The organism is Citromicrobium bathyomarinum (genome assembly GCF_038594605.1).
Lineage (GTDB): Bacteria > Pseudomonadota > Alphaproteobacteria > Sphingomonadales > Sphingomonadaceae > Alteriqipengyuania > Alteriqipengyuania bathyomarina_B.
This window is the reverse complement of the sequence record NZ_JBCFZM010000003.1, coordinates 368784-379920: the sequence shown is the minus strand read 5'-3', so window position 1 is coordinate 379920 and position 11137 is coordinate 368784. Positions and strand designations below refer to the sequence as shown.

12 protein-coding genes are annotated in these 11137 nt (G+C 65.7%); all 12 read left to right on the top strand.

Features of this window, described 5'->3' with window-relative positions; genetic code table 11:
- Positions 1 to 74 precede the first annotated feature (74 nt).
- Positions 75 to 1580 (top strand): CoA-acylating methylmalonate-semialdehyde dehydrogenase, encoded by a 1506-nt coding sequence (locus tag AAG612_RS13230; RefSeq protein ID WP_342510832.1) that lies wholly within the window; start codon positions 75 to 77, stop codon positions 1578 to 1580.
- A 107-nt stretch (positions 1581 to 1687) separates the two neighbouring features.
- Positions 1688 to 2422, top strand: a complete 735-nt coding sequence (locus AAG612_RS13225) for a hypothetical protein (protein WP_342510830.1) — start codon at positions 1688 to 1690, stop codon at positions 2420 to 2422.
- A 70-nt stretch (positions 2423 to 2492) separates the two neighbouring features.
- Positions 2493 to 3092 (top strand): hypothetical protein, encoded by a 600-nt coding sequence (locus tag AAG612_RS13220; protein ID WP_342510828.1) that lies wholly within the window; start codon positions 2493 to 2495, stop codon positions 3090 to 3092.
- A gap of 9 nt (positions 3093 to 3101) precedes the next feature.
- Positions 3102 to 4064, top strand: a complete 963-nt coding sequence (locus AAG612_RS13215) for a polysaccharide deacetylase family protein (protein ID WP_342510826.1) — start codon at positions 3102 to 3104, stop codon at positions 4062 to 4064.
- 83 nt (positions 4065 to 4147) lie between these two features.
- Positions 4148 to 4966 (top strand): hypothetical protein, encoded by an 819-nt coding sequence (locus AAG612_RS13210; protein ID WP_342510824.1) that lies wholly within the window; start codon positions 4148 to 4150, stop codon positions 4964 to 4966.
- A gap of 10 nt (positions 4967 to 4976) precedes the next feature.
- A complete protein-coding gene (locus AAG612_RS13205) occupies positions 4977 to 5180 on the top strand; it encodes a hypothetical protein (RefSeq protein ID WP_342510822.1) in 204 nt (67 codons plus the stop codon).
- Between the two features lie 12 nt (positions 5181 to 5192).
- A complete protein-coding gene (locus tag AAG612_RS13200) occupies positions 5193 to 5810 on the top strand; it encodes a hypothetical protein (RefSeq protein ID WP_342510820.1) in 618 nt (205 codons plus the stop codon).
- A 48-nt stretch (positions 5811 to 5858) separates the two neighbouring features.
- Positions 5859 to 7004: an acyl-CoA dehydrogenase family protein gene (locus AAG612_RS13195; protein ID WP_342510818.1), complete on the top strand. Its 1146-nt coding sequence runs from the start codon at positions 5859 to 5861 to the stop codon at positions 7002 to 7004.
- A gap of 163 nt (positions 7005 to 7167) precedes the next feature.
- Entirely contained in the window at positions 7168 to 8217 is a 1050-nt protein-coding gene (locus AAG612_RS13190; protein ID WP_342510816.1) for an enoyl-CoA hydratase/isomerase family protein, read from the top strand.
- A gap of 122 nt (positions 8218 to 8339) precedes the next feature.
- Positions 8340 to 9122, top strand: a complete 783-nt coding sequence (locus AAG612_RS13185; RefSeq protein WP_342510814.1) for an enoyl-CoA hydratase-related protein — start codon at positions 8340 to 8342, stop codon at positions 9120 to 9122.
- Positions 9123 to 9289: 167 nt separating this feature from the next.
- Complete coding sequence (mmsB, locus tag AAG612_RS13180; RefSeq protein ID WP_342510813.1) at positions 9290 to 10162, top strand: 3-hydroxyisobutyrate dehydrogenase; 873 nt, start codon at positions 9290 to 9292, stop codon at positions 10160 to 10162.
- Between the two features lie 55 nt (positions 10163 to 10217).
- Positions 10218 to 11135: an oxygenase MpaB family protein gene (locus tag AAG612_RS13175; protein ID WP_342510811.1), complete on the top strand. Its 918-nt coding sequence runs from the start codon at positions 10218 to 10220 to the stop codon at positions 11133 to 11135.
- Positions 11136 to 11137 lie beyond the last annotated feature (2 nt).

Here is an 11137-nt window from a genome sequence, read left to right as displayed (position 1 = left end):
TCCTGTCTTTGCATGGCCGCGCAGCCCGCGCTAAGCCGCGCGGCGAAACAGAACAAAACGGAGAGAATTCCCCCATGCGCACTATCGACCACCACCTCGCCACCGGTGTTGCCACCGGCGAAGCCAGCCGCACGCACAAGGTATGGAACCCCTCGACCGGCGAGGTGCAGGCCGAGGTTGCGCTGGGCGATGCGGCGCTGCTCGAACGCGCGGTGGCCAAGGCCAAAGAGGTCCAGCCCGAATGGGCGGCGACCAATCCGCAGCGCCGTGCCCGCGTGATGTTCAAGTTCAAGGAACTGGTCGAAGCCAACAAGCAGGAGCTGGCCGAGCTTCTCTCCAGCGAACACGGCAAGGTGGTCGACGATGCGCATGGCGACGTGCAGCGCGGGCTCGAAGTGATCGAATATGCGTGCAGCATTCCGCAGGCGTTGAAGGGTGAGTACACGCAAGGCGCAGGCCCGGGCATCGACGTCTATTCGATGCGCCAGCCGCTCGGCATCGGGGCGGGCATTACGCCGTTCAATTTCCCCGCGATGATCCCGATGTGGATGTTCGGCATGGCGATCGCGGCGGGCAATGCCTTCATCCTCAAGCCGTCCGAGCGCGATCCCAGCGTGCCCATCCGCCTCGCCGAGCTGTTCGTCGAAGCGGGCGCGCCCGAGGGGCTGCTGCAGGTCGTCAACGGCGACAAGGAAATGGTCGACGCGATCATCGACCATGACGATATCGCCGCGATCAGCTTCGTCGGATCGTCCGACATCGCGCAGTACATCTATTCGCGCGGCACCGCGAACGGCAAGCGCGTGCAGGCTTTCGGCGGCGCGAAGAACCACGGCATCGTCATGCCCGACGCCGATCTCGACCAAGTGGTGAACGACCTGGCGGGTGCCGCCTTCGGCTCGGCGGGCGAACGCTGCATGGCGCTGCCCGTGGTGGTGCCGGTGGGCGAGGATACCGCCAAGCGCCTGCGCGAGAAACTGATCCCCGCGATCAACGCCTTGCGCGTCGGCGTCTCCAACGATCCCGAAGCGCATTACGGCCCGGTCGTCACGCCCGAGCACAAGGCGCGCATCGAAAGCTGGATCGACACTGCCGAGAAGGAAGGTGCCGAGGTCGTGATCGACGGGCGCGGGTTCTCGCTGCAGGGGCACGAGAAGGGCTTCTTCGTCGGCCCGACGCTGCTCGACAAGGTCACCACCGACATGGAAAGCTACAAGGAAGAGATCTTCGGCCCCGTGCTCCAGATCGTGCGCGCGAAGGACTTCGAAGAGGCCGTCCGTCTGCCGAGCGAGCACCAGTATGGCAACGGCGTTGCCATCTTCACCCGCAACGGCCACGCCGCGCGCGAATTCGCACACCGGGTGAACGTGGGCATGGTCGGCATCAACGTGCCCATCCCCGTGCCGGTCAGCTATCACAGCTTCGGCGGGTGGAAGCGGTCAGGCTTCGGCGACATCGACCAGTACGGGCAGGAAGGGCTGCGCTTTTGGACCAAGTCGAAGAAGGTCACCCAGCGCTGGCCCGATGGCACTGCCGACGCCGACAACAAGGATGCCTTTATCATTCCGACCATGGGTTAGTCCGAATGGATGAGCATTCTTCTTGCAATGTAGGAGAATACTATTTCTTCTGAAGACTGCGCGGCGATCCCCGATCCATCGTCGCGCAGTTTTACAGGAGAACGAGGATGCAAAACGCTCGCCGTGCGCAGGAGCGCCTGAACGCCCGGGGGTACGACATTGCCATCGATGGCGATTTCGGCCCGATCAGCCACGCCGCCCTCATCAGCTATGTCGGCCGCAAGAGCGCGATCTCCAGCCTGCGTTTTGCACTCGGCGGAGCAATGGCTATCGAGTTCGCCCAAGTTGGCCTCGACCGGCCCCTGCGCCTCGCCCATGCGCTGGGCCAGCAAACCGCCGAGACGGGTGGCTTTTCGCGCCTCGTCGAAAGCATGAACTACTCGACGGGCGGATTGCGGGCGATCTTCGGCCGGCACCGGATCAGCGACGAGGACGTCGAGCGGCTGGGCCGCAAGCCGGGCGAAGGTAGCCTCTCGCTCGCGCGTCAGGCTCAGATCGCCAATCTCGTCTATGGCGGCGACTGGGGGCGGCGCAATCTCGGCAACACGCAGGACGGCGACGGCTGGCGGTTTCGCGGGCGCGGGGTCAAGCAACTTACCGGACGCGAGAATTACACCAGCCACGCCGCCGCGCTGAACCTGCCGCTGGCGGACCGGCCCGAATTGCTGGAGGACCCCTTGCAGGGCGTACGCGCGGCATGCTGGTTCTGGGACAGCAGGGATTGCAATACCCTCGCCGATCGGGACGATCTGGAAGGCGTGACGCGGCGCATCAATGGCGGGCTCAACGGGCTCGACCAGCGCCGCGACGGCACCAGCCGCGCCAAGGCGATCCTGCTATAACCTCGCGCCCGCTTGGCAACACCCGCCGCGATCCTGCATGGGGGGCCTGCCGAGAACAAAGGATATTCCCATGCGCACCCGCTTGCCCCTGCTTCTGATCGCTCTCGCCTGCACGAGTGCCGCCTGCACCGTGAAGGAAGCCAACGAGGACGGAACGTCGTCCGAAGAGACCGCAGCGCAAGAGCCCGGCACCACCAACACCCCCATGCCGGTGGAGCCCGATGGCGGCATCGGCGACGGTGCCCCTCCGCTGGAGGACATGGTGTTGGGCCAGGAATCGGGCCTGCCCGACAGCGATGAAACCACTCAGGAGGCCTCGCAGGAGGCGCTGCCCAAGTCCTTCCCCACCGCGATCCGCGGCAAGTGGCGCGAGACGGACGGTGCTGCGGTCACCAAGGCTCAGTGCGACGGCTATCAGCAGGACAATATGGGCAAGGTCCTGACCGTGCGTGCCGACGGCTATTCCTACTTCGAGACGGGTGGGCGCTTCATTGAGGTGAAGCTGCGCGAACCCGGCCGCATCCGCGCGGTGTTCGACACGACCTATGCCGACGAGCCGACCCGCGACGAGCTGGAATTCACCGTCGATCCGGTGGCGAGGACTCTGACCGTCCGCAATTTCGACACGGGTGAACGCTCGACCACTATGTACCGCCGCTGCCCGCGCTAGCATCCGGCCATGCGCTGGATTCTCGCTCTTCTCCTCGGACTGCTCGCCGCCTGCGCCCATGCCAAGGACACCCCGCCCCCACTGCCACCTGCGGAAAAGCGCATTGCGCTCAGCTTCGACGATGTGCCGCGCGCGCCGGGCGCGTTCCTGACCGAGGAGGAGCGCACCGAACTGCTGATCGCGAACCTCGCCGAAGCGGGCGTCGAGCAGGCCGCGTTCTTCGTCAATCCGGGCAGGATCGACGGACCCGACGATACGCGCCGCATCGCCGCCTATGTCGCGGCAGGTCATGTCATCGCGAACCACTCAGCGAACCACCCGCGCCTCTCGCAGACCGGTCTCACCGAATACCTCGCCGATATCGACGCCGGCGAGGAACGGCTGCGTGACCGCGACGGCTATCGCCCATGGTTCCGGTATCCGTATCTCGACGAAGGGCAGCAGGACGCAGCGAAGCGCGACGCGGTGCGCGCGGCATTGGCAAAGCGGGGGCTGGTCAACGGCTATGCCACCGTCGACGCGAGCGACTGGTTCTACGAAGGCGCAGCCAAGCGGGCGGTGGCCCAGGGCAAGGCGATCGACCGCGAGGCGCTGCGCAAACTCTACGTCGAAGCGCATGTCGATGCGGCGGAATTCTACGACACGCTCGCGCGCAAGGCGATCGGGCGTTCGCCCGCGCATGTGTTGCTGTTGCACGAGACCGACCTCGCCGCGCTGTGGATCGGCGATCTGGTACGGGCGCTCGAGGCGAAGGGCTGGACCATCGTGAGCGCGGACGAGGCCTATGCCGACCCGTTTGCGCAGAGGGCGCGCACCTACGATACCCCTTCCGCCCAGGGCACGCTGACCGAGATGGTGGCTTGGGATAAAGGCCTGCCCGCCCCGCGCTGGTATCGCGGCAACAATACCGATCTGGCGCAGCAGTGGTTCGACACCCGTGTGCTCGGCGAGGCTCGGGAAACCGACGACTGAGTCGCACTTGCGGCCCGACCCTTGCCGATAGGGACGAGCGCGTTAGTCTGCTTTCCGGATGGAAATCCGGGAGGAGATGGAAGATGTCTATCCGCAAACACATTTTCGTAGCGGCCCTGGCCGCGCTCGCCATGTCGGCATGTGGCGAAGGCGAAACAACGGCCGAGGCTGTGGCTGCAAGCGTCGATGAAGCCGCTTCGAAAGCCAACGCCGATGCGGTTTCCGATTCCGATGCCAAAGCCGAAACCGACGCGGCTGCCCCGACACCGACACGCAAGGCCCTGACCCCGATCCCTGCAGCCTTCCACGGCAAGTGGGGCTTTTTCGGCGACTGTTCGGACCCCATGGTCATCACCGCCGGCGGGATCGAGAGCCGCGGCGCGCCGGCGCTCAAGTCAGTGAAGATCCTCTCCACCGACACGATCGAGCTCGACCGCGAACAGGACCCGAAATATCCCGACCAGGACCAGCGCTTCGGCCTGTCGGTCTCCAGTGACGACATGCTGGTCTACAGTGCGCCGCGGATGTCCTCGCTCCGGCTCGAGCGTTGCGGCAAGCCCGCCGCCAAGAAGCAGGCGGCGGCAGCGAGCAGCGGTGGCGGGCTTCCGGCCAGTTTCCTCGGCCAGTGGGATGGCGGCGAATACGCCAGCTGCGATTCGCTCGGTCCCGATGCCATGAAGGTCGAGCCACGCCAGATCGTCAGCGAGACGAACAACGGCTGGAAGCTGAGCAATATCGAGAAGATCGGCCCGTCCAGCTATCGTGCAAAGGCGACCTACTTCGCGGGCGATTACGTGGGCAAGGATTTTGGCATGACCCTGACGCTCAAGGATGGAGGCGAGACGCTGGTTCTCGATCCGGAGGGCCAGGGTAGCATTACCTACGAGCACCGCTGCGGCTGAAGCGCAGTCCATGCGCTTCACGCTCGGCATTCTCGCCGCCGCTCTGGCTCTCGATGCGTCTGCTGCCACCCGTGCGCGAACCCGACGGTTTCGACATCCCGGCGGCGAGGGGAAAAGTCATCATCCTGATCCGCCGGCTCGCCCCACAGAACAGGCCTATCGCGAAATCGAGCGGATTGCGGTAAAGGATGTGTACCGCGAGGGTTCGGGATAGGGGAGACAGCGCATGAGGATCATGGCTGGGACAATGCTGGCAAGCATGGGACTGTTGGCCGCATGCGAGGCCCAGCAGCCCGAAGTCGTCGCCGATAATGGCGGCGTCGCCGCGCAGGACGAACCCCGGCCCACGCCCGAGAGCACACCAGCCGCCCCCGGTTCCGAAGATCCGATGGGCCTGGCCCCCACTCCATCCGGCGACCCGTCGCCAACAGCCGAGCCAACCCTGTTCAACCTGCCTGACGTACCGGCAGGCGACGTTGCGGAAGACCGCGCCGCGCTCACCGCGATTCCGGCGCGCTTCCTCGGCCAGTGGGATGCGCCCGAAGGGCCCTGTTCGCCCGAATCGGAGATGTTTCTCACCATCCGCCCCGGCACGATCACCTTCTATGAATCGCAGGGAGAGGTCACCGCCGTGCGACGTGGCCAGCCCGGCATCGTCGTGCGTCTGGCAATGGAAGGCGAAGGCGAAAAGTGGGACGGCGAATATGCGATGAGCCTGGTCAGGAACAGCGAGCAGCTGGCCACGCGCGAGGTTTCCCAGTCGGATAGCGGCACCATCCGCCGTCGCTGCCCGCCCGCTGCCAGTCCGACCGGTGCAAGCACAACCGGGGCCAGCGGCTATTGACCGCAAGCCCCCTTTAACTGGCGCGCATGTGGGGCTAGGTCGCCCGGCATGACCGGACAATTCCAGCTCTCAGACGACCAGCTCGCGATCCAGGACATGGCGCAGCGGTTCACCGCCGACAACATCACGCCGCACGCGGGCAAGTGGGACGAGGAACACCACTTCCCCGTCGACACGATCAAGCAGACCGCCGAGCTCGGCTTCGGCGCGATCTACGTGTCCGAGGAATCGGGCGGGATCGGCCTCGGCCGCCTCGAAGCGGCGCTGATCATGGAGGCGATGGCCTATGGCTGCCCCACCACAAGCGCATTCATCTCGATCCACAATATGGCCAGCTGGATGATCGACCGCTTCGGCGGCGCGGGCGTGAAGGAGAAATACCTTCCCCAGCTGGTGACGATGGAAAAGCTCGCCTCCTACTGCCTCACCGAACCGGGCAGCGGATCGGACGCGGCGGGCCTGAAGACGCAGGCCGTGCTGGATGGCGACCACTACGTGCTCAACGGCACCAAGCAGTTCATCTCCGGCGGCGGCGTGAACGACGTCTACGTCACCATGGTCCGCACGGGCGAGCACAAGACCAAGGGCATCACCTGCCTCGTGGTCGACAAGGATACGCCCGGCGTCAGCTTCGGCGCACCCGAAAAGAAGCTCGGCTGGAATGCCAGCCCGACCGCGCAGGTCATCTTCGAGGATGCGCGCGTGCCGGTCGAGAACCGCGTGGGCGACGAAGGTGAAGGCTTCCGCTTCGCAATGATGGGCCTCGACGGCGGACGGTTGAACATCGGCGCCTGCTCGCTCGGCGGGGCGCAGCGCTGCCTCGACGAGGCGGTGAAGTACACCAAGGAACGCCAGCAGTTCGACCAACAGATCGCCGACTTCCAGAACACGCAGTTCATGCTCGCCGACATGGCGACCGATCTGGAGGCGGCGCGCGCGCTGCTCTATCTCGCGGCCGCGAAAGTCACCGACAACGCGCCCGACAAGTCGCGCTTCTCCGCGATGGCGAAGCGGCTGGCGACCGATAATGGCAGCAAGGTCGTCAACGACGCGCTGCAGCTGTTCGGCGGCTACGGCTATCTCAAGGACTACCCGATCGAACGCTACTGGCGCGACCTGCGCGTGCACTCGATCCTCGAGGGCACCAACCAGGTGATGCGGATGATCGTGGGCCGGGATCTGCTGCGGCAGTGATTTGTGCGCCCCTTTTCTCCTTCCCCGTTCGGGGAGGGTTAGCGAAACTTGCAAGTTTGCTTGCTAGTTGCAGCAGGGAGGGGCCTGTTTGCCTGACGGCCTCGCTCCGTGCTCCACCCCACCCCTCGATCCCCTCCCCTGAAGAGGAGGGGAGGGAGTTCTTATGACCGATCAACTCAACATCCACACTCACCAGAACGTAGGCCACATTTCGCTCAATCGCCCCAAGGCGATCCATGCGCTGACCACGAAAATGTGCGTCGCGATGGCCGATGCGCTGGGGGAGTGGGCCGACCATGCCGGCATCGCGGCGGTGATGATCGACCATGCCGAGGGGCGCGGCTTCTGCGCGGGCGGCGATATCGCGATGCTGCGCAACTCGGCGCTGAACGACGAGGGCAAGACAGGCCGCGAGTTCTTCCACGCCGAGTACCAGCTCAACCACCAGCTGTTCACTTACAAGAAGCCTGTGGTCGCCTTCATGGACGGGATCACCATGGGCGGCGGCGTGGGCATCAGCCAGCCCGCGAGCTACCGCGTGGCGACCGAGAACACCAAGTTCGCCATGCCCGAGACCGGGATCGGCCTGTTTCCCGACGTAGGCGGCGGCTGGTATCTTTCGCGCCTGCCGGGCCGCATCGGGCATTTCCTCGCGCTCACCGGCGCACGGCTCGACGGGGCGGAGTGCCACGCGATCGGCCTCGCCACGCACTACATCGCGAGCGAGAACCTCGCCCGCGTGAAGGCGGCGATCGTCGACGATCCGGGGAGTATCCAGGCGATCCTCGACCAGGCTTCCGAGACCCCGCCCGAGGCACGCATCCTCGCCAATCGCGAGAACATCGACCGGCTGTTCGCGGGGCGCACGCTGGAAGACATCCTCACCGCGCTCGAAGCCGATGATTCCCAGTGGGCGACGAAGGAACTCAAGACGCTGCGCGCCAAGAGCCCGCAAAGCTGCAAGGTCGCGCTGCGCCAGCTGGCGGACAGCCTGACGCTTGGCAGCTTCGCCGACGAGATGCGGATGGAATACCGCATCGGCAGCCGCGTGCTCGTCAGCCACGATTTTGCCGAAGGCGTGCGCGCGGTGATCGTCGACAAGACCGGCGACCCGCAATGGAACCCCGCCACGCCCCAAGGCGTAACCGACGAACAGATCGAGGCGATCTTCGCCGCCCTGCCCGAGGGCGAGGAGTGGACGCCGCTGAGCTGATCCTTTGCCAAGACCGTCATGCTGAACTCGTTTCAGCATCCAGCCCGCCCCTCGGGCAGACGGTACGGATCGAAGACCGGACCCTGAAACAAGTTCAGGGTGACGAATTTGAGGAGCCCTGAATGCCCTACGAAACCATCACCACGCAGACCGACGGCGCCGTCACCACCATCACGCTCAACCGCCCGCAGGCGCTCAATGCGCTTTCCAGCGTGGTGCTCGACGAGCTGATCGAGGCCTTCACCGCCTATCAGAACGACGACAGCCAGCTGTGCGCGATCCTGACCGGGTCGGGCGACAGGGCCTTCGCCGCGGGCGCGGACATCAAGGAGATGAGCGAGAAGGACGCGGCGGATTTCTACCTGCAGGATTTCTTCGCCAAGTGGACCAGCCACATCGTCGAGGCGGTGCGCAAACCGTGGATCGCGGCGGTCAACGGCTTCGCGCTGGGCGGCGGGTGCGAGCTTGCGATGATGGCCGACTTCATCATCGCGAGCGACAGGGCAAAGTTCGGCCAGCCCGAGATCAAGCTGGGCGTCGCGCCGGGCATGGGCGGATCGCAGCGCCTGACCCGAGCGGTCGGCAAGGCCAAGGCGATGGAAATGTGCCTGACCGGCCGGATGATGGACGCCGAGGAAGCCGAACGCAGCGGCCTCGTCGCGCGCGTCGTGCCGCATGACACGCTGATGGACGAGGCGCGCACCACCGCCGCCACCATTGCCGGAATGCCGCCGATGGCGGCGATGGTGAACAAGGAAATGGTCAACGCCGCCTACGAGACCTTCCTCGGTCAGGGTGTGCTCCACGAACGCCGCCTGTTCCAGATCCTCACCGCAACCGAGGACAAGGCCGAGGGCATGAAAGCCTTCATCGAAAAGCGCGACGGGCAATGGAAGGGGCGGTAAACCCTTAAGCTCTCTCCCCTTGAGGGGAGAGGGTTGGGAGAGGGGTCTGCAAGTCTCGCAGGTCAGATCGCCCCTCTCCAACTTCGGCTAGCGCGCCGGATCAAATCCGGGGTCGCAAGCCTGCGTATCCTCTCCCCGCACGGGGAGAGGGCAATTGGAGAGATGCTATGAAAATCGCCTTTATCGGCCTCGGCAACATGGGCGGCGGGATGGCCGCGAACCTGGTCAAGAACGGCCACGAGGTGCGCGCGTTCGACCTGTCGGAAGACGCGCTTGCCAAGGCCAAGAGCAATGGCTGCGAGACCTTCACCGACGCGAAGGAAGCCGTGCAGGGCGCCGATGCGGTGGTCTCGATGCTGCCCAATGGCGGAATCGTGAAGTCGGTCTATTCCGACGCGGTGATCGGCCATGCGCCCGAGGGCGCGGCGCTGCTCGACTGCTCGACCATCGACGTCGCCACCGCCAAGGAAGTGACCGAACTGGCCACCGCCAAGGGCTACAAGATGGTCGACGCGCCGGTCAGCGGCGGGATCGCCGCAGCGGACGGCGGCACGCTGACCTTCATGGTCGGCGGCACCGAAGAAGCCTTCGCGGCGGCCAGGCCGATTCTCGAAGGCATGGGCAAGGCGGTGATCCACGCGGGCGACGCAGGCGCGGGCCAGACCGCCAAGATCTGCAACAACATGCTGCTCGCAATCTCGATGATCGGCGTCGCCGAGGCGATGAAGATGGCGCAGAAACTCGGCCTCGATCCGCAGAAGTTCTACGAGATCAGCTCTCAGTCGAGCGGCTATTGCTGGTCGCTCAATGCGTATACCCCGCTACCGGGCGTGGGCGTCGAGAGCCCTGCCGACAAGGACTACCAGGGTGGCTTCGCGACCGCGCTGATGCTGAAAGACCTGCGCCTCGCGATGGCGGCGGCGGAAGAGGTCGATGCAGGCGTGCCGCTGGGCGCGCGGGCGGCGAGCCTGTACGAGGATTTCGCCGGCGCGGGTAACGACGCGCTCGATTTCTCGGCGATCATCAAGACGTACAGGTAGGCGGCGGCCGCCGCGTTGCGGGGAACACACCAGCTCGGCTGGCGATTGATCCCGCATGACGAGCGCAGCCTTCTCCCTCCCCTCGCCGGTACAGCGCCGGATCGACCGGGCGGCGGACGATCTTCTCAACCCGGAGGGGATGCCGCGCGTCGATTTCACAACGCCTGCGGGCGAGCCCGCACTGGTGCCCGCGGATTCGGTTTCGTGGCGCATCTTCAAGAACCCGGTCACGCTGTTCATCGGCGGCGTCAGCGCGGTTCTGCTGGAACTGGCCGAGCCCGGCGTGCGCGACGGCGTGTGGCAGCATTCGAGCTTCCGCACCGACGCGCTCACCCGGCTGCAGCGCACCGGCATGGCGGCGATGGTCACCGTCTACGGCGCGAAGAGCCAAGCCGAGGCGATGATCGCGGGCGTGGTGCGCGCGCACGACCGGGTGCGCGGTACGACCAGCGAGGGCAGGCCCTATCACGCCAACGACCCCGTCCTGCTCGACTGGGTGCAGGCGACCGCATCCTTCGGCTTCATCGGTGCCTATGATCGCTATGCGCGTGCATTGAGCCCGGCTGAACGGGACCGCGCCCTGGCCGAGGGAAAGCCGGCTGCCCGCCTTTATGGCGCGGCCGGGGCACCCACCAGCGAGGCGGAGATGCGGGACCTCTTCGCGCGGATGGACGATCGGCTGGTGCCCTCCCCCATCATTGCGGAATTCCTCGGCATCATGCGCCGGGTCGACGCGTTTCCGCTGGCCATGCGCCCCTTGCAATTTGTGTTGCTGCGAGCGGCGACGGACATGCTGCCCGACCATCTGATCGAGCGGCTGGAACTCGATGACTGGCGCCTGCGCACCGGGGAAAGCACGCTGGTGAAGGCCGCTGCCAGGGCGTCGGACCGGATCGTGCTGCGCTCCGCCCCGCCTGCGCTCGCGAGCCAGCGGCTGGGTCTGCCCGCCGATTATTGCTATCGCCGGGCATAGGG

What these genes read in the sequence shown, in the direction of transcription:
- AAG612_RS13230 (WP_342510832.1), top strand. Translation starts at nt 75, where the DNA reads ATGCGCACTATCGACCACCACCTCGCCACCGGTGTTGCCACCGGCGAA.
- AAG612_RS13225 (WP_342510830.1), top strand. Translation starts at nt 1,688, where the DNA reads ATGCAAAACGCTCGCCGTGCGCAGGAGCGCCTGAACGCCCGGGGGTAC.
- AAG612_RS13220 (WP_342510828.1), top strand. Translation starts at nt 2,493, where the DNA reads ATGCGCACCCGCTTGCCCCTGCTTCTGATCGCTCTCGCCTGCACGAGT.
- AAG612_RS13215 (WP_342510826.1), top strand. Translation starts at nt 3,102, where the DNA reads ATGCGCTGGATTCTCGCTCTTCTCCTCGGACTGCTCGCCGCCTGCGCC.
- AAG612_RS13210 (WP_342510824.1), top strand. Translation starts at nt 4,148, where the DNA reads ATGTCTATCCGCAAACACATTTTCGTAGCGGCCCTGGCCGCGCTCGCC.
- AAG612_RS13205 (WP_342510822.1), top strand. Translation starts at nt 4,977, where the DNA reads ATGCGCTTCACGCTCGGCATTCTCGCCGCCGCTCTGGCTCTCGATGCG.
- AAG612_RS13200 (WP_342510820.1), top strand. Translation starts at nt 5,193, where the DNA reads ATGAGGATCATGGCTGGGACAATGCTGGCAAGCATGGGACTGTTGGCC.
- AAG612_RS13195 (WP_342510818.1), top strand. Translation starts at nt 5,859, where the DNA reads ATGACCGGACAATTCCAGCTCTCAGACGACCAGCTCGCGATCCAGGAC.
- AAG612_RS13190 (WP_342510816.1), top strand. Translation starts at nt 7,168, where the DNA reads ATGACCGATCAACTCAACATCCACACTCACCAGAACGTAGGCCACATT.
- AAG612_RS13185 (WP_342510814.1), top strand. Translation starts at nt 8,340, where the DNA reads ATGCCCTACGAAACCATCACCACGCAGACCGACGGCGCCGTCACCACC.
- mmsB (WP_342510813.1), top strand. Translation starts at nt 9,290, where the DNA reads ATGAAAATCGCCTTTATCGGCCTCGGCAACATGGGCGGCGGGATGGCC.
- AAG612_RS13175 (WP_342510811.1), top strand. Translation starts at nt 10,218, where the DNA reads ATGACGAGCGCAGCCTTCTCCCTCCCCTCGCCGGTACAGCGCCGGATC.